The organism is Curtobacterium pusillum (genome assembly GCF_007680845.1).
GTDB classification, from domain to species: domain Bacteria; phylum Actinomycetota; class Actinomycetes; order Actinomycetales; family Microbacteriaceae; genus Curtobacterium; species Curtobacterium pusillum_B.
The window spans coordinates 253,016-269,948 of sequence record NZ_VEIY01000001.1 but is presented as its reverse complement, the minus strand read 5'-3'; the positions used below and the strand labels follow the sequence as shown (position 1 = coordinate 269,948).

Genomic DNA, 16,933 nt, shown 5'->3' with positions numbered 1-16,933 from the left:
CTCCAGACCGCTTCCGGGCACCCACCGGACGGCCACCGATACGATCGACGTGAGAGCCACGGAGGTCGATGCAGATCATGGGAGCCGGCAAACCCGCGACCATCTACGACGTCGCCGCGCGCGCCGGGGTCTCGAAGTCCCTCGTCTCGCTCGTGCTCCAGCGGTCTCCGCGGGTGAGCCAGCAGCGACGCGACGCCGTGCTCAAGGCGATCCAGGAGCTCGACTACCGCCCCAGCACCGCTGCCGTGTCGCTGGCGGGCACACGCTCCCGGACGATCGGCGTGGTGCTCGACGACTTCCGGAACCAGTGGTTCGTCGACCTGCTGACCGGCCTGCGCGAGGCACTGCAGGACCAGGGGCACCGACTCGTCGTCGCGGACCGGTTCCTCAACACAGGGCTCGACGCCTCCCCCGTCGAGGGCTTCCTCTCGATGCGGGTCGAGGGCATCGTGATCGCCGGCGAGCCGGACACCGACCTCGCGATCCCGGCGAGCATGCCGGTCGTGGTCGCCGGCGGACGGGCCGCGCTCCCGCGTGCCGACACGGTCGCGAACGACGACCGCGCGGGCGGCCGGATGGCCGCGGACCACCTGCTCACCCTCGGACACACGCGGCTCGGTTTCGTGGGCGCGCGTTCCGCGGCTTCCGACGAGCGCCGTGCCGGACTGGAGGCGCGGGTCGTCTCCGCCCCGTCCGGCGCCTCCGTCGCGGTGAGCGTCCAACCCGGCGAGCCCACCGAGGAAGCCGGGTCCCGGGGCCTCGGCCAGCTCCTCGACGAGCACCCCGAGGTGACGGCGGTGTTCGCGGCGAACGACGTGATGGCGCTCGGTGCGCTGTCGGAGCTCGCGGCTCGGGGGCTGCGGGTGCCGGAGGACGTCTCGGTGATGGGCTACGACGACACCCCGCTCGCAGCCACCCGGTACGTGGGGCTCACGAGCATCGACGACCGGAGCGTGGAGATCGGACGCGGGGCGGGCGAGCGGCTCCTGGCGCGGATCGCGGACCCGGCGCTGCCCGCGACCGAGGTGCTGGTCGAGCCGCGGCTGGTGGCGCGCCGGACGACCGCGGCGCGCTGAGGGCGTCGTTCGTTCAGTACGGTTCTCGTCGTGCGTCCTCGTCTCCGCCGGGTGTCCCCGGTCGTCCTGCTCCTGGTGCTCGCCGTGCTGGCCGTCGTCGTGGCCGTCCTCGCCGATCACCTCGCCTGGCCGATGTCGCCGGCGTTCCCGTGGTTGCACGGTGCGGGGAAGTACGCGTACGTGGCGACGAAGAGCCAGTGGGAGCTCGCGGCGGCCGCGCGGGGCATCGCGTGGGCGGCTGCGGTGCTCGCGGGGCTGCTGCTCGTGGCGGCGGTCGGGGCGGGCGTGGCGCGGCGGCGCCGGCGCTGACGGGGCGGCCGCGCCGGAGCGCGGTGGGGCGGCCGGCGGCCGGGATCGAACAACGGTTCCGACGTCGAACCACGCGCACGGGCTGGTTCGACGTCGGATGCGTGGTTCGACGGTCCCGCGCGGCCGGCCGGCCGGGTCCCGCGCGGCCGGCCGGGCGAGCGCGCGCACCAGGGACCCCGCGTCAGCCGAGGTCGGCGTGCTGGACGATCCAGCTGTGCATGACGATCGCCGCGGCCGCCGAGGCGTTGATGCTCCGCGTCGACCCGAACTGCGCGATCTCGAGGTGCACGTCCGCACCATCGACGGCCTCGTCCGTGAGGCCGGGGCCCTCCTGCCCGAACAGGAACACGCAACGCTCCGGGATCGCGGCGGACTCGATGCGGTCGGCGCCCGGGGTGTTGTCGATCGCGATGACCGGGCGGCCCTCGGCGCGCATGGCCTCGAGGAACGACGACACGTCCGGGTGGTACCGCACGTGCTGGTACCGGTCGGTCACCATCGCACCGCGCTTGTTCCACCGACGCCGTCCGACGATGTGCACGGTCCCGGCCAGGAAGGCGTTGGCGCTCCGCACGATCGACCCGATGTTGAGGTCGTGCTGCCAGTTCTCGATCGCCACGTCGAACGCGTGCCGCCGGGTGTCGAGGTCGGCGACGATGGCCTCCATCGACCAGTACCGGAAGCGGTCGACGACGTTGCGGGTGTCCCCGACGGCGAGGAGCTCGGGGTCGAGCCGCGGGTCGTCGGGCCACGGCTCGGGGTGCGGCCCGACGCCGTTCGTCGTCCGCTCGTGGGACGGCTCGGGTGCGGAGGTCACCTCCCCAGCGTACGGCCGCCCCGTCGGCAACCAGGTTCCGGACATGGCACCACGGAGATGCGCGGTGCTGTGTCCGGAACCTGGTTCCGGGGAGCCCGCACGCCCGCGAGCCCGCACGCCCGCGGCCCCGCCCGCCCGGCGTCACCGCACGCGCGACTCGATCCCGGCGATGAGGACGTCGAGCCCGAGCGCGAAGCGGTCCTGGTACGAGTGCGCCCCGAGGAGCTCCCCCACGAGCGCGTGCCGCTCCGGGCGCCCGGCGTCGGCGGTGCCCCGACCGACCTGCACCGAGGTGTCCCCGACCACGAAGTCGTAGACCACGAAGAACGTGTACATCGCCTCGGCGTCGGGCAGCCCGGCCTCCTGCAGCGCACCGACCACCTTCGCCACCACGGCGTCGGACTCCGTCGACACGAGGGCACCACGCCGACTGTGCGACTCGAGCACGAGGGGGTGGGTGAGCATGAGGTCGCGGAACGTCGTCGCGAACACCCGGACCACGGCGTGCCACTCCGATGGCCAGACGAAGGTCGCGGTGAACTCGTCGACCGTGCGTCGGACGAGTTCGGCGTGCAGGTCGTCGAGGCCGCCGATGGTGCGGTGCACGGTCATCGGCGCCACCCCGAGCCGCACGCCGAGCGCCCGGAACGACAGTCGGTCGAGGCCGTCCTCGTTCGCGATCGCCGTCGCGGCGTCGATCACCTGCTCGCGGCTGAGCACGTTCGGACGCCCACGTCGTCGCCGCGGAACCGTCTCGAGGCGATCCGTCGCCGGAGCGGGACGGGCGGTGACGGTCGGCGATCCGGGTTCGACGAGCACGAGGGGCCTCCTTGATTCGGTACGTGTCCCGAAAAGCCTAGGGCAAAGCCGAGCGGCGTTCGGTGTCTCGACCATCCCGGGTCCGCGACCCGTGCGCAAGAGCCGATCCGCGCCTCCCGGCCTGCTCGGAGCCGACCCCGAGACGACCGCAAGCCGACCGCGGGCGGCCTGTCGCACCGGGCCAGTAGGCTCGGGGCATGGCAACCCGCGACGAGGTCGAGTGCTGGCTGACCGACATGGACGGCGTGCTCGTCCACGAGAACCAGGCGCTGCCCGGCGCTCCGGAACTGATCCAGCAGTGGCTCGACGAGGGCACGGAGTTCCTCGTCCTGACGAACAACTCGATCTTCACGCCGCGCGACCTCAGCGCCCGGCTGCGGGGCTCCGGGCTGCACGTGCCCGAGGAGCGCATCTGGACCTCGGCCCTCGCGACCGCGGACTTCTGCCGTTCGCAGATGCCCGGCGGCTCCGCGTTCGTGATCGGTGAAGCGGGCATGACCACCGCGCTGCACGAAGCCGGGTTCATCATGACCGAGACCGCACCCGACTACGTCGTCGTCGGCGAGACCCGCAACTACTCGTTCGAGGCGATCACCAAGGCCGTCCGACTCATCCGGGACGGCGCTCGCTTCATCGTGACGAACCCCGACGCGACGGGCCCCTCCGCCGAAGGCGTGCTGCCCGCCACCGGTGCGATCGCCGCGATGATCGAGAAGGCCACTGGCAAGCAGCCGTACGTCGTCGGGAAGCCGAACCCGATGATGTTCCGCTCGGCGATGAACCGGATCGGGGCGCACTCCGAGAACACCGGCATGATCGGCGACCGGATGGACACCGACGTGCAGGCCGGGATCGAAGCCGGGCTCCACACCGTGCTCGTCATGACGGGCATCAGCGACCAGGCCGAGATCGAGCGCTACCCCTTCCGCCCGAGCGAGGTCATCTCCGGCGTGCACGAGCTGGTCCGCACGGAGCCGATCGAGGTCGAGCTGTAACCGTGCACTGGGACCCGTCGCGCTACGCCGCGTTCGCGGACGACCGCGCGCGGCCCTTCCACGACCTCGTCGCCCAGATCGCGTGGCCGGCGGACGGACGGGAGGCGCCACGTCGCGTCGTCGACCTCGGCTGCGGCCCCGGGACCCTCACGGCCACGTTGGCAGCGCGGTGGCGTTCCGCGTCGGTGGTCGGGATCGACTCCTCGGCGGAGATGCTCGCGTCGGCTCGGGCTGGGGCTGCGACCGCGCTGCCGAACCTCGCCTTCGATCTCGGGACGATCGAGGACTGGGCCCCCGGCCCGACGGACGACGTCGTCGTGACGAACGCGGCACTGCAGTGGGTGCCGTCGCACGTGGTACTGCTGCCCGGGTGGCTCGACGCCATGCCCACCGGATCGTGGTTCGCGATGCAGGTGCCGGGCAACTTCGGGTCGCCGTCACATGCGCTCATGCGGTCGATCGCGGCGGAGGGGCCCTGGGCCGAGGCGCTCGACGGGGTGCTCCGTGCCGACCCCGTGCTGGATCCGGCCGCGTACCTCAGCATCATGCTCGACGCCGGGTTCGAAGCCCGCGCGTGGGAGACCACCTACGCCCAGGTCCTGCCCGGGGTCGATCCCGTGTTGGAGTGGGTGCGGGGAACGGGGCTCCGGCCCGCGCTGCAGGCACTCGATGCCGCCGATCCCTCGGGTGCACTGGCCGCGGCGTACACGGCGGAGTACTCGGCGGCCCTGCGATCGGCGTACCCGGCCACCGCGCACGGCACCGTCTACCCCTTCCGGCGGGTGTTCGCGGTGGGGCGGAAGGCCTGACCGTTGCGGCGGGAGGGAGTTCGCGTGAGACTCGGATCATGCATTTCACACTTCATTTCCTCGCCACCGCGTCGGTCGTCCTCGGAGCCGTCGCCGTCCCCTCCGCCGCGGACGCCGTCTCCACCCGCGACCCCGGCGCTCCGGGCTGCACACTCGAGGGCATGGCGCCGATCACTCCGCCGGCACCGTGGTGTGGCAGCTCTCGTGCACCGAGCGCCGCTGGGTGACCGTCGACGCGACGGCGTTCGCCGGCACTCCGGACGACCACGTCATCGTCGACGAGCAGCAGGCCGCGCGGTGGGTCGGGCCGGGCGAGACGTGGGTCGACCTGCTCGAGTTCGGCACGGTCGGCGTCGACCAGCTCCGGGCCCAGGCGACGACGAAGATCAGTCCGTCGGACTCCACCGAGCCGCCCGCGATCATCGGCGGCGCGACCGGCTGACCCGCCCGGCGCGGCGGCGCGGGCGGCGCGGGCGGCGCGGGCGCGGGGCGTCGCGGGCGCGGGGCGTCGCGGGCGCGGGGCGCGGTCTTCGACACCGCACCCGTCGTTCGACGCGTGCGGTGTCGACCGATGCCCACGCACCGACTGCAAGCGCATCGTCCGACACGACACGCGTCGATCATCACGTGGGATGTCGTACCCCGAGCCACGCCACATCCGTCCGCCGCGCCACCGACTGGTGCCGCCGCCGCTGCCCGCCGCCAGCGTCCGACACGGCACGCGTCGATCACCACATGGGATGTCGTACCCCGAGCCGCGCCACCCCCGGTCCACCGCGCCACCGTCTGGTGCCGCCGCCGCCCGCCGCTAGCGTCCGCAGCCACCCGCCGCCCGCGCCAGCGTCCGCGCCGGCCGCTACTCCACCGTCACGAGCGTCCCCAGCGGGAGAGCATTCACCGCGGCCACCGCGTCGGCGTCCAACCGCACGCACCCGTGCGACACCGCCCCCGAGGTCGTCGCGTTCCAGTGCAGCCCGATGAGCCCACCGTCGTGTCCGCCGTACGGCTCGTCGGCGGCGCTCGAGTGCAGCGACGTGAGCTGGATCGGGTGCGCCCCGGTGCCCTGCGACGGGTCGACGTACCGCTGTTCGAGGTAGCCGGTCACCCCGGTCGGCGTCGGAGTGTCCGCCGTGCCGACCCCGGCCTCGAAGCGCTTCGAGACGCGTCCGGACGCGGACACGATCGACACGCTCTGGTCCTTCGTCGAGATGACCACCCGCGACGACGGCGTCGCGACCTCCCGGAGGGACGCCACCGGCACCCACGCCGAGGTCTGCGCCGCTGCACCGGCCCCTCCCGACGCCGACGGCAGCTGCTGCCGAGCGGGGGTGAGCACGAGTTCCCAGCCCCCGTCGCGGCGGAGCCCGACGACGGTGGTCGGCTGGTGCAGGAAGTCCTTTGCCGCGAACCGGGCGACGGGCGTCGTCCGTGCTGCGCCGAACAGTGGGGCGTCGGCACGGAGCTGGAACACGGTGTCGGAGGTGACGGTCCGGTCGAAGGGCATGAGCCCACCGATCACGGCGGAGTACTGCGCCTCGGGCAGCGCGGCGAGCGCCGTGGCACCGACGTGCGGCACAGCGGGCGTGTCGGGGGTGGCGGAGACCGTGGGCGTGGGCTCGGCACCGGCGACGGCGCGGTGGCCGCCGGCGACGAGGGGGACGGCGATCGCTCCGGCGGCGACGACGGCCGCGACGGCGATGCCGACGGTGGTCCAGATGGTGCGGGTGCGCAAGGGGAACTCCAGGAACGACGAACGACGACGGAACGGGGACCGAACGGGGACCGAACGACGACGGAACGGGGACCGAACGGAGACCGAACGACGACGGAACGGGACGGAAGCGGGCGACCGGCCGGCACCCGCGTGGACGGGTACCGGCCGGTCAGCGGAGGATCAGCCCGGCGTCAGCCGGAGACGACCGGCAGGTGCACGCCGGTGCTCGGGTCGACGACGGCGACACCCGTGCTGCCCCCGGTACCCGTACCCGTACCGTCGCCGGTCGCCGCGGCCGGCGTCACGGTGATCGCCAGCGGCGCCACGAGCGCCGAAGCACCCGACGCGTCGACCAGGTCGATCGTGTGCGCTCCAACGGCGGTCCCGGCCGGGATCGTCACGGCGCCGGACACTGTGCCGTCCGCGGCGACGGTGAGCGTGCCCACCGCGACGGGGTCGGAGTGCAGCACGACCTGCAGGGTGGACCCGGCGGTGAAGCCTGTGCCGGCCAGCGCGAGCGAGGCACCCGCGGCGACCGAGGTGCCCTTCGGCGCGGTCAGCACACCGGTGACGACCCGAGCGGTGCCGCCGGTGGCGAGGACCTTCGCGGTGCCGTCAGCGGAGACCGCCACCGTGGCGCTCGTCGCGGCCGCCAGGTCGAGGCGCTCCCACGAGCCGCCCGTGGTCCCGGACTGGTCGAGCGGGTAGCCCGAGGCGATCTCGGTCTGCGCGAGCACCGAGGTGCGCTGCGCGTCGGTCAGGGTCGGGAAGGCCGTGAGGAGCAGGTTCGACGCACCGGCCGGCACCGAGGCGGCGAGCCCCTTGGTGCCCGTCTGGGCGAAGCCGTAGGTCATCCGTTCGCGGTACACCGAGGCGGCCGAGGCACGGTCGGAGACGACCTGCGCGGTGCCGCCCGGGATCGCCGCCCCGCCGTACGGGTTGTCCGTGTACGACTTCTCGGCCGCGATGCAGTTCGCGAGCGTGTCGCCGCACTGCTTCTCCAGGTACGAGACGAGCTCGGCACGCGCCGGTTCGAGCACCTCGGTGCGGTACTGCGTGTCCGACCAGCGGGCCGCGAGCGCGGCTTCGCCGTCCATGCGGCCACCCATGATGTCGAGCGGGTAGTGCACGCCGAGGACGATCCGGTCGTTGCCGGCCTCCGAGGCGCGGGCGAGGAGCTCCGGCGCCAGCTCGGGCACGAGGGTCGCGAGCGTGATGCCGGCCTCGTACGCGGTGGTGGTGTGGCCGGACGGGTACGAGCCGCCGGTGCAGATCCCCACGGTGCCGTAGCCGGCGTCGAGCACGACGTCGTTCGGCGAGAACTCGTGCGTGGTGTCGGTCACGGCCGGCACCCGCGTGATGGTCAGCGTGCCGGACGCGTCCGCCCAGGCCTTGCCGGCGCGGTTCGCCGCGAGCGAGGTGGCGTTCACCTTCGTCGGCGCGCAGTTCGCCTGGTCGTCGGTCGCCGGCAGCGTCGCCGTGGTCGTCCCCGGCAGGTAGGGCCGCGGGTAGCTGTAGTGCGCCTTCGCGTCACCGGTGCTGACGTACGCGCCGGTGGTGCCGTTCGAGGAGTTGATGAGCGCCGAGGTCAGCGGCAGCGAACCGTCGTTGCGGCCCTGCACGTAGATCTTCTCGAGCGCGTCGCCGAGGCCCTGGGCCACCGTGTACGACTGGTCGAACGCCGTGTTGGTGGCGTTCTGGTACTCGGAGTCCTGCAGCGCCTTGAGCTGCTGCGCCTTCGTGGCGTTCTGGTTGATCCACGAGGTCAGCTGGTCGTTCTTCGCGAGCGTGGCCGCGTCGAGGACGGTGCCGTGCAGGTCGTTCGTCCCGCTCGACTTCCAGTACTGGTCGTACCCGCTCAGCAGGGAGACGAGGTCGGGCTTGGCGGTGTCGCTCGGGTACCCCGCCGCGTTCGCGACGAGGGGCGAGCCGACGACGAGGGCGGTCGCGACCGCGGCGACGGTCACCCCGCGGAATACTGATCTGTGCATGCGCCGAACGCTAAGGAGACGCGGTTGCGCGACGGGGAACGGATCACGACCGTGAGGTGAACCGGACCGCAGCCTGTGCGGACTCGCAGGGCGCGCCTCCCGTCCAGCAGCTGCCGCGTCAGACCACGGCCTGGAGGCGCGGCTCGTCCCCCTGCACCGCGTACACGCCCATGGGCGGTACCGTCCGCCACCGGCGCCGCAGGCGGTACGGCCGGTCGTCCCGCCACGCGACCACCCCGCCGGCGACGACGCCGAGTGCGAGCACCGCGAACGAGAACAGCCCGAGCGCTCCGACCAGCACGATCCTCGACGGGTCCTGCACGTCCGTCGTCGCCGAGAGCCCGATCGACCCGAAGTCCCAGAACGCGTGCAGCAGCACGGGCAGGAGCAGGTTCCCGGTGAGCCGACGTGCGAGGTACAGCGTCGAACCGAACGACGCCGCGAACACGACCTGGACGAACGTCACGCCGAGGCCAGCACCGGCGAGGGCGTTGAGCAGGTGCAGCAGCCCGAACAGCACGCAGGACGTGATCCACACGCCGAACTCCGGCAGGCGACGCCGCAGTCCGACGAGCAGGACGCCGCGGGTCATCAGCTCCTCGAACACCCCGACGAACAGCACACCGACGGCGAGCAGCAGGAAGTAGCGCACGGGCAGCGCCGACCAGTCGATGAGCGGGAGCCGGGCGGCGCAGATCACCGCGATGAGCAGCGGCGCGAGCATCGTCCAGCGGAGGCGCGTCCTGGTCGGGTCGACCGTCGCGATCCGCCACCAGCCGAGGCCCGTCACCACGAGGCAGAGTGCGACGGCGGCGATGCCCTCCGGGACGACGAGCGACCGGACGACGCTGTCGACCGTCTGGCCGAGCGTCGGGTAGTCGTCGCTCGGACGGGCTCGCCACGCGCTGATCGCGGCGAACACGACGAGCGGGGCGAGGCCGACGAGCAGCGACGGCGGGACCGGCCAGCGGCGACGACGGGTGCGGGCTGCTGTGGTCACCTGCCGTTTGTACCATTGGGGCATGCGCTTGCCCTCCCTGTCCACGATGGCGGAGGACTACGTGAAACTCGTCTGGAAGGCGAGCGAGCGCGGCGGCGCGGGCCTGGCGACGCGGGACATCGCGGCGGCACTGAAGGTCTCGGCATCGACGGTGTCCGGGAACCTGCGGAAGCTCGACCGCGACGGCCTCATCGAGCACACCCCCTACTACGGCGTCGTGCTCACACCGCTCGGGCAGCAGGTCGCCGTCGCCATGGTCCGGCGGCACCGGCTCATCGAGTCGTTCCTCGTGTCACGCCTCGGCTACACGTGGGACGAGGTCCACACCGAGGCCGAGGCCCTCGAACACGCCGTCTCCGAGACCTTCCTCGAACGGGTCGACGCCGACCTCGGACACCCGACGCACGACCCGCACGGGGACCCGATCCCCCGGGCCGACGGCAGCGTGCCGGACTCCCCGGGCACACTGCTCGGCGCGGTGGAGCCGGGAGCCTGCGGCACGGTCGACCGGGTGTCCGACGACGACCCGTCGCTGCTGCGGTACTTCGACGAGCTCGGGGTCGGGCTCGGGACGCACCTCCGGGTGGAGCGGGTGCGGGACTACGCGGGCGTGATCGCCGTGTCGCGTCGGGACCCCGACGGGTCGGAGTCCCTCGTGGACCTGCCGGCCGCCGCCGCCTCCGCGATCTGGCTGACCCCCGACGCCGACTGACGGCGCGCGCCGGCGCCGCCGGCGGCGCGCCGCTCACGTCCGCCGAGCGGGCACGACGTGCCGCCCGGCGCCGCCGAACGGGACGTCCTTCGCCCGCTCGGGGCGCCGCCGACGGCATGTCGTGACCGCTCGAGGGAGCGCAGCCACCGGCCGGACGGGAGGCGCGGTGCCAGCCCGCACCGCGCCTCCCGTCCGATCGGGCGGAATCCACTGCCGCCCACCGGGCGCGGCGCGCCGCTCACGTCCGCCGAGCGGGCACGAAGTGCCGCCCGGGGGCGGCGAGCGGGACGTATTTTGCCCGCTCGGGGCGCCCGCGCGCCCGGCCGGGGCGTCAGCCGCGGAACGCGGGCGACGACGGCCGCCGGAACGGCGCCGCCAGGGTCGGCAGGACCTCCCGCCGGTTGACCCAGAACACCACGAGCGCCGCCACCACGTGCACGCCGCTCAGGATCCAGCGCCCGTTCGTGTCCGTCACGAAGAACTGCACCGCGAACAACGCCGCGAGCGCGATCGCCGACCACCGGTGGAACCGCAGCGCGATGATGATCGCCACCCCGAGCACGGTCTGCGATGCGGTCAGCATGAACTCCTCGACCTGCCGGGAGTCGAGCGGCAGCCCGCCCGTCGTCCCCCCACCGAGGACGTGCGCGATCGGCAGCGACCCGACGAGCAGCGACCACTGGTTCACCTTCGACGCGATGAGCGTCCCGATGGCCGCACCGCCCATGCCCCGCAGGGCGAAGAGGGCCGCGACGATGAACTCGGGCGCCTCGGTCGCGAGCGGCGCGAGCCACTGCACGAGGAAGTAGCTGTCGATCCCGAGCGCGCTCCCGGAGTCCACGAGGGCGTCGGCGAACGGCTCGGCCGACGACAGGATCACCGCGGCGGCCACCACGAACAGTGCGACGACCGTCCAGCGCCGGGCACGCTGCGGCATCGAGGCGATGTTGCCGGCCATGCCGACGAGCTCCTCGTCGTCATCGTCGTCGCCGTCCGACACCTTCGCGGCGCGCCAGAGGTACCAGACGAACGCCGCGAGCAGCACGAAGCCGAACCACATCGGGATCGAGCCCATCAGCGGGATGAGGAACGCGACGAGCGCCAGCAGCGCGAGGAACCCGATGTCCAACCGGGACGAGCGCTCGAGCTCGAGCACGCGGGTGGCCGACGCGGGGAGCGATCCGGTGCGGACGAACCGCCGGGCCACGAGCAGCGAGATGATCACGACGAGCGGCCACCCGAACCCGAGCAGCAGCCGGTTCGAGCCGGTCATGTTCGCGGCGGCGAACTGCTCGTACGAGGGGTCGTACCCGGACCGGAACGCGTAGTACAGGTCGACGGCGTACTCGGGCAGCACGGCGATGAGGGCGAGGATCGCGATCGCGAGCGCGCCGGCGATGTCCTTCTGCGCGGCCTCGGCGGCCCAGGCGAGCAGGAACGACGCAGCGACGACTGCTCCGCCGAACACGAGCAGGTCGACGACGGCGTTCGGGGCGAACCCGCCGATCCGGAAGACGACGGCGGGCAGGGCGATCGCGATGCAGATCGCGATGCGACCCCAGGCGCTGGCGCCCATCCGGGACACCGCCGCGGCGGGCGCCGGTGCGTGGGACAGGGTGTTCGTCATGGTTGGTCCTCGTGGTCGAGCCATGACGCTGCACACATGCGAGCGGCTTCGGCCATGGCGGAACGGCCGAAGGTCTCGCTCGCCTCGAGGGCCACGCGCACCGGGCCGATCGTCGTGATGGCCAGTGTGTCGATGCACGCGCTGGGAGCTACTCCCCTTCGTGACCACCTTGGCGCGCTCCGATCCGCCTGCGCAAGCCGATCCGGCCTGTTCGGCGGCCCGAATCCGGGTCTTCCCCGACCCGCCCCGGAGCGCCGCGTCAGTCCGACAGCAGGAAGTCCGCGCGACCGTCGAGCGCGATCTGGTGCTCCGCCGACCTGGGGAGCATCGTCGACTGCTGCGACGAGGCCGTGCGCACCGTCGACACGGACGCGCGCTCGCGGCCCACAGACGCTCCCGACTGACGGACGGGAGGCGCGGTGCGGGCCCGACCCGCGCCTCCCGTCCGTCAGCTGGTCACCACCACCGCGCGATCATCCCTTCGCGGAACGGGTGCGCCCGAGCGCGACCTCGCGCCGGGCGCGCTCGAGGGCGAGGCCGCTCGCGGCGTCGGGGTCGCGGAGCAGCCGTTCGACCTCCGCGACGTGGTCGCGGACCTCGGCGTCCCGGTGTCCGGCCGCTGCGTCGAGCACGGGGCGGAGCGTGTCCTCCCCGAGGGCGACCATCGCGCGCGCCAGGGTCAGGCGGGTCTCACGGTCCCCTGTGCCGAGGTGCGTGGCGAGCGTCCGGGCGAGCGCCCCGGACTCGGCGTCCGGCACGAGGGCTACGGCGGTGCGCCAGGCGGCCCGGGCGACCTCGTCGTCGGGGTCCTCGAGCAGTGGTCGGACGTCCGGCCAGGTGCGTCGGTCCCCGATCTTCGACAGGGTGTGCAGCGCCTGGCTCCGCGCCTGCGGGACTGACCGCCCGAGCTCGGCGACCACACGGGGGACCACCGCGTCGGCGGGCAGCCTCGTCAGCGTCCACGTGAGCATGTCCCGCACGAAGAAGTCGGGCTCGACGGCGCACTGCTCCACGAGCACGTCGAGGTCCGCCACGTCCGGGTGCGTCCCGGCAGCCATCACGGCGCGCAGGCGGACGGAGGAGCGCGGGTCGGCGAGGGAGTCGGCGAGCGAGGTCATCCCCCCATCGAAACCCACGGTCCTGCGTGACGCCCGGAGACGGTGCACCACGGCGCGCCAAGGGTCGGGGCATAGCGTGGCGAGGACCGCTCCACTGCACGAAAGGACCCGCAATGCCCCGCATCGGTACCAGTGACCTCACCGTGTTCCCCCTCGCCCTCGGCGGCAACGTCTTCGGCTGGACCGCCGACGAGCAGACCTCCCACCAGGTGCTCGACGCCTACACCGCGGCGGGCGGCGACTTCATCGACACGGCCGACGTGTACTCCGCGTGGGCGCCCGGCAACGAGGGCGGCGAGTCCGAGCGGGTCATCGGGTCGTGGTTCCGGAGGTCCGGCAAGCGGGAAGACGTCGTCATCGCGACGAAGGTCTCCCAGCACCCGGCGTTCCAGGGCCTCGGCGCGGACAACGTCGCCGCGGCCGCACGCGCCAGCCTGGAGCGTCTCGGCACGGACCACATCGACCTGTACTACGCGCACTTCGACGACGCGTCGACCCCGCTCGAGGAGACCGTCCGCGCGTTCGACCAGCTCGTCCGCGAGGGACTCGTCCGGTACACGGCGATCTCGAACTACTCGGACGAACGGGCCGCGGAGTGGATCCGCATCGCGACGGAGAACGGGTTGGCGAAGCCGGTGGCGATCCAGCCGCACTACAACCTCGTCACCCGTGAGCCGTACGAGTCGGACATCGCACCCCTCGCCGCGGCGGAGCACCTCGGCGTCGTGCCGTACTTCTCGCTCGCGGCGGGCTTCCTCACCGGCAAGTACCGCACGAAGGACGACTTCGCCGGGAAGGACCGCGAGGGCCAGGTCTCGGGCTACTTCTCCGACCAGGGGCTCGCCGTCGTCGACGCCCTCGCGACGATCGCGGACGCCCACGGCACCGAGGTCGCGTCGGTCGCCCTCGCCTGGCTGCAGGCGCAGCCCGACGTGGTCGCGCCGATCGCCAGCGCGCGGAACACGGAGCAGCTGCCGGCGCTGCTCGCCTCGGCGGACCTGGAGCTCAGCGCCGACGAGCTGCGGACGCTGGACGACGTGTCGTCGACGGTGCCCGCGGCCGCCTGAGCCCGGCGCGCGCGGGCGCGGGTGGGGGCGCGGGATCGACCCGGGACGACATCGCCGACGTCGGACGACACCGGCGATGTCGTCCCGGGTCGGCCGGACCCCTACGCGGCTGGCGCGACCGAACCCGTGAGCGTCCCGCCGGACGACCGGGTGACGAAGCACGAGATGAACGTGTCGCCCTGATCCCACGTCGCCTGGTCCGGCGCGTAGGACCCCTGCACCTGCACGTCCCCGTAGGCCGCGGCCGCCGAGGTGTTCAGCGCCGCGGAGGTCTGGCACTGCTCGGCAGCCTGCGCCGCGAGCGCGTCGGGCCCGGGCCACTGGTTCGCCGACACCGGCAGACGCGCGGTCAGCTGGGCGACGTGCGGCGCCGAGCAGTCCACGACCGTGAAGGTCTGCGCCCACGCGTCCGTGAACGGCGACAGGCACTCCCCACCCGCGAGCTCGGTCCAGGTGTGCTCGCCGGGGGCGGCCGGGGTGGTCGCGAACTGCAGCGTCTGCAGCGTGTCCGACGACGGCGCGGAGGACGGCGCGGCGGTCGTGGACGGCTTCGCGGAGGCCTTCGCCGACGCCGCCGACGTGGAGGTCGGTGCCGGGGTGTGGTCCTCGATCGTGTTCCCCAGGATCCACCGGGTCAGGGCGAACACCAGGACGAGCAGGACGACGATCAACGCGATCGAGCCCCAGATGAGCAGGCGCTTGCCGCGTCGGCCCTCGTTGCGCAGCTTCGCGAAGCCCTCGTTGATGAAGTTGTCGCGGTCGCGGTCGCCGCCACGGCCACTGCCGCGCGGAGTCGCGGCCGCCGCAGCGGTCGGCGGCACCGGGGCGGGAGTGCGCCCGGCGGCGGGAGTGCGTCCAGCGGCGGGCGTCGGGGTCCGCGCCGCGCCGACCGCCGGCATCATCCGCGTGCCGGTGTCGTGCGGGTCGTAGCCGGTGCCACCGAGCTGACCGACGGCCTCGGTGCCGAAGAGGTCCTTGATGGCGCTCGTGTCGCTGGTCTCGCGGCCGTCCCACTCGGACTGGTCGAGGTCGTCCGGCGCTGCGGCGGGGAGCGGCACGGGCTCGTCACGAGGCACGGGCTCGCGCTGCGCCGGCTCGTCGCGCGGCGCCTGCTCGTGCCCGCGGATCCCCATCACGGCGTCGAGGTCCTGCCCCACGGCCGGCGGCAGGTGCGCCGGGTACGCCTGCGCGTCGGCGCCGCCGTCCGCGGGTTCGACGAGCGGCGGTGCGGCGGTCGGGGGGACGGTCGCGTCGGGCTCGGTCCACCAGGGCGTCCCGGCCGCGGGGATCGCGGTGGTCGCCACGTCCGTCCCGGTCGTGTCCGCGGCGCTCGTGGGCGTCCCACTCGCCGGCGTCTCGAGCGCTTCCGACGCGACGTGGTCGTCGAGCTCTCCGGGCACGACGTGGCCGGGCACGACGTGGTCGTCGAGCTCCCCCGAGACGACGTCGTCGTCGAGGTCGTTGGAGTCGTCCGCGAGGTGCCACGACCCGCCCGCGAGGGCCGTCGTGTCGAACGCGTCGGTGGTCAGGGTCGCCGGGACCTCGCCGGCCTCGTCGTCACGGATCGCCCAGTCGAACGGCCGGTCCGGGCTGCCGGCGTCCGGAGCGGACGCGTCGGTGTCGGCGATGCGCAACAGTTCGGTGAAGCTCGGCGGCTCGTCGGTGGCGGGCAGCACGTTCTCGACGCCGAGCGGCTGCGCGACGACGGGCCCGGTCGGCGTCTGTCCCGGTCCCGTGGCGCGGCCGAGCCAGTCGACGTCGCTGCGGCCCTCGCCGAACGGGTCGAGACGGCGGCGCTCCTCCTCGATCGCACGGTTGTCGACGGCGCGCTGGTCCCGGTGGGACTGTGCGGTCGGCAGCGAGATCGAGGACGGGTGCGTCGCGGTCGAGGTCGGTGCCACCGGAGCGGCCGGTGGGATCCGCTCGGAGAGCGTGGCGCGCTCGTGCTCGGCACTGGCCTGGGGGTTCTCGGACGGAGCGGTGAGCTCCTCGGGCATCGAGATCGCCTGCGTGGCCCCGTCGTCGAGGACGGGCTCGAACGGTTCGGGCAGCGGCGAACCGGTCTCGCGAGCGGCCTTCTCGGCTTCGCGACGCTCGCGTCGGGACGGCCACTCGTCCTCGCTCCGGGGCGCGCCGAAGATGTCGGCGGCACTGCGGAGACCGTGGAACGGAGCGTCCGGGGCGGGCCCGCGCCGTGCCTCCAGTCCGTCGTCCCCGTCTGCGGGACCGGCGGCCTGGTCGGGCTCGTGCGCGTCGTCCGGACGCTCCTCGGTCACGCGCTCAGCCCCAGATCAGCCAGCCCGATGGCACTGAAGTACGGGTACCCGGCGGCCTCGATCTTCTCCTTCGCGCCGGTGTCGCGGTCCACGACGACGGCCACGGCGGCGATGATCGCGCCCTCGCGCTCGAGCGCTTCCGCGGCCTTGAGCGGGGAGCCGCCGGTGGTGGAGGTGTCCTCGAGCACGACGACGCGCTTGCCCCTGAGGTCCGGCCCCTCGACCTGCTTGCCGCGGCCGTGGTCCTTCGGCTCCTTGCGCACTACGAACGCGTCGTAGGCGAGCCCCCGGGCCGCTGCCTGGTGCAGGACGGCGCTCGCGATCGGGTCGGCGCCCATGGTGAGCCCACCGACGGCGTCGACGCCCGGGACCTGGGCGATCAGGTCGGTCATGACCTGCCCGATGAGCGGAGCGACACGGTGGTCGAGGCTCACCTTGCGGAGGTCGATGTAGTACGTCGCCTTCTTCCCGCTCGTCAGGGTGAAGTCTCCGTGGAACACCGCTTCGTCCGTGATGAACTGGATGAGCTGGTCGCGCGCGTCGGTCACAGCCCACAAGGGTAGTCGCTCGGGCTCTGGACGCGCTCCCCCAGCCCACGGGGTC

At 73.3% G+C, this 16,933-nt stretch carries 16 protein-coding genes; 7 read left to right on the top strand and 9 right to left on the bottom strand.

All coding sequences use genetic code 11. The features are described 5' to 3' along the window. Nucleotides 1-68 precede the first annotated feature (68 nt). Both FS825_RS01245 and FS825_RS01240 read left to right on the top strand, forming a co-directional pair. Nucleotides 69-1,076 (top strand): LacI family DNA-binding transcriptional regulator, encoded by a 1,008-nt coding sequence (locus FS825_RS01245; protein ID WP_260980958.1) that lies wholly within the window; start codon nt 69-71, stop codon nt 1,074-1,076. Between the two features lie 30 nt (nt 1,077-1,106). Beyond that, nucleotides 1,107-1,385 carry a hypothetical protein gene (locus FS825_RS01240; protein ID WP_144710104.1) on the top strand — a complete coding sequence of 93 codons (279 nt, stop codon included), beginning with the start codon at nt 1,107-1,109 and terminating at the stop codon, nt 1,383-1,385. A gap of 181 nt (nt 1,386-1,566) precedes the next feature. Here the strand turns inward: FS825_RS01240 and FS825_RS01235 are convergent, their stop codons facing one another. Continuing rightward, on the bottom strand, nt 1,567-2,202 hold the full coding sequence (locus FS825_RS01235) for a TrmH family RNA methyltransferase (RefSeq protein ID WP_260980957.1): 636 nt from the start codon (nt 2,200-2,202) through the stop codon (nt 1,567-1,569). 141 nt (nt 2,203-2,343) lie between these two features. Continuing rightward, a complete protein-coding gene (locus FS825_RS01230; RefSeq protein ID WP_186377008.1) occupies nt 2,344-3,021 on the bottom strand; it encodes a TetR/AcrR family transcriptional regulator C-terminal domain-containing protein in 678 nt (225 codons plus the stop codon). 197 nt (nt 3,022-3,218) lie between these two features. On the opposite strand from FS825_RS01230, the gene FS825_RS01225 reads away from it, so the two are divergent. The 3 genes from FS825_RS01225 (at nt 3,219) to FS825_RS18515 (ending at nt 5,267) form a co-directional block, all read left to right on the top strand. Continuing rightward, the gene (locus FS825_RS01225) at nt 3,219-4,016 is read left to right on the top strand and encodes an HAD-IIA family hydrolase (protein WP_144710098.1); all 798 of its coding nucleotides are present in this window, start codon (nt 3,219-3,221) and stop codon (nt 4,014-4,016) included. 2 nt (nt 4,017-4,018) lie between these two features. Then, nucleotides 4,019-4,825: a methyltransferase domain-containing protein gene (locus FS825_RS01220; RefSeq protein WP_144710096.1), complete on the top strand. Its 807-nt coding sequence runs from the start codon at nt 4,019-4,021 to the stop codon at nt 4,823-4,825. Nucleotides 4,826-5,012: 187 nt separating this feature from the next. Further along, the gene (locus tag FS825_RS18515) at nt 5,013-5,267 is read left to right on the top strand and encodes a hypothetical protein (RefSeq protein WP_186377007.1); all 255 of its coding nucleotides are present in this window, start codon (nt 5,013-5,015) and stop codon (nt 5,265-5,267) included. A 414-nt stretch (nt 5,268-5,681) separates the two neighbouring features. Here FS825_RS18515 and FS825_RS01210 read toward each other — a convergent pair whose 3' ends face one another. From FS825_RS01210 to FS825_RS01200, 3 genes are all read right to left on the bottom strand, one after another. Beyond that, nucleotides 5,682-6,557 (bottom strand): L,D-transpeptidase, encoded by an 876-nt coding sequence (locus FS825_RS01210; protein WP_144710094.1) that lies wholly within the window; start codon nt 6,555-6,557, stop codon nt 5,682-5,684. Nucleotides 6,558-6,730: 173 nt separating this feature from the next. Further along, nucleotides 6,731-8,530 carry a phosphatase PAP2 family protein gene (locus FS825_RS01205; protein WP_144710092.1) on the bottom strand — a complete coding sequence of 600 codons (1,800 nt, stop codon included), beginning with the start codon at nt 8,528-8,530 and terminating at the stop codon, nt 6,731-6,733. Between the two features lie 118 nt (nt 8,531-8,648). Beyond that, nucleotides 8,649-9,530 carry a CPBP family intramembrane glutamic endopeptidase gene (locus tag FS825_RS01200; RefSeq protein ID WP_186377006.1) on the bottom strand — a complete coding sequence of 294 codons (882 nt, stop codon included), beginning with the start codon at nt 9,528-9,530 and terminating at the stop codon, nt 8,649-8,651. A gap of 22 nt (nt 9,531-9,552) precedes the next feature. Here FS825_RS01200 and FS825_RS01195 point away from each other — a divergent pair, with 22 nt between their 5' ends. Further along, the gene (locus FS825_RS01195; protein WP_144710088.1) at nt 9,553-10,242 is read left to right on the top strand and encodes a metal-dependent transcriptional regulator; all 690 of its coding nucleotides are present in this window, start codon (nt 9,553-9,555) and stop codon (nt 10,240-10,242) included. Nucleotides 10,243-10,573: 331 nt separating this feature from the next. Here the strand turns inward: FS825_RS01195 and FS825_RS01190 are convergent, their stop codons facing one another. Both FS825_RS01190 and FS825_RS01185 read right to left on the bottom strand, forming a co-directional pair. After that, entirely contained in the window at nt 10,574-11,869 is a 1,296-nt protein-coding gene (locus FS825_RS01190) for a sodium:proton exchanger (RefSeq protein ID WP_260980956.1), read from the bottom strand. Between the two features lie 473 nt (nt 11,870-12,342). After that, a complete protein-coding gene (locus FS825_RS01185; protein WP_144710086.1) occupies nt 12,343-12,987 on the bottom strand; it encodes a HEAT repeat domain-containing protein in 645 nt (214 codons plus the stop codon). 113 nt (nt 12,988-13,100) lie between these two features. Between FS825_RS01185 and FS825_RS01180 the strand changes: the two genes are divergently transcribed. Further along, on the top strand, nt 13,101-14,054 hold the full coding sequence (locus FS825_RS01180; RefSeq protein ID WP_144710084.1) for an aldo/keto reductase: 954 nt from the start codon (nt 13,101-13,103) through the stop codon (nt 14,052-14,054). A gap of 101 nt (nt 14,055-14,155) precedes the next feature. Here the strand turns inward: FS825_RS01180 and FS825_RS01175 are convergent, their stop codons facing one another. Further along, nucleotides 14,156-16,330: a septum formation family protein gene (locus FS825_RS01175; protein WP_144710082.1), complete on the bottom strand. Its 2,175-nt coding sequence runs from the start codon at nt 16,328-16,330 to the stop codon at nt 14,156-14,158. Next, the gene (gene pyrE, locus FS825_RS01170; RefSeq protein WP_144710080.1) at nt 16,327-16,878 is read right to left on the bottom strand and encodes an orotate phosphoribosyltransferase; all 552 of its coding nucleotides are present in this window, start codon (nt 16,876-16,878) and stop codon (nt 16,327-16,329) included. The genes FS825_RS01175 and pyrE overlap by 4 nt, the downstream gene beginning before the upstream one ends. Between the last annotated feature and the right edge of the window lie 55 nt (nt 16,879-16,933).

Coding starts and splice junctions, on each gene's coding strand:
- FS825_RS01205 (WP_144710092.1), bottom strand. CDS start 8,530: ATGCACAGATCAGTATTCCGCGGGGTGACCGTCGCCGCGGTCGCGACC.
- FS825_RS01195 (WP_144710088.1), top strand. CDS start 9,553: ATGCGCTTGCCCTCCCTGTCCACGATGGCGGAGGACTACGTGAAACTC.
- FS825_RS01185 (WP_144710086.1), bottom strand. CDS start 12,987: ATGACCTCGCTCGCCGACTCCCTCGCCGACCCGCGCTCCTCCGTCCGC.
- FS825_RS01225 (WP_144710098.1), top strand. CDS start 3,219: ATGGCAACCCGCGACGAGGTCGAGTGCTGGCTGACCGACATGGACGGC.
- FS825_RS01190 (WP_260980956.1), bottom strand. CDS start 11,869: ATGACGAACACCCTGTCCCACGCACCGGCGCCCGCCGCGGCGGTGTCC.
- FS825_RS01245 (WP_260980958.1), top strand. CDS start 69: ATGCAGATCATGGGAGCCGGCAAACCCGCGACCATCTACGACGTCGCC.
- FS825_RS01180 (WP_144710084.1), top strand. CDS start 13,101: ATGCCCCGCATCGGTACCAGTGACCTCACCGTGTTCCCCCTCGCCCTC.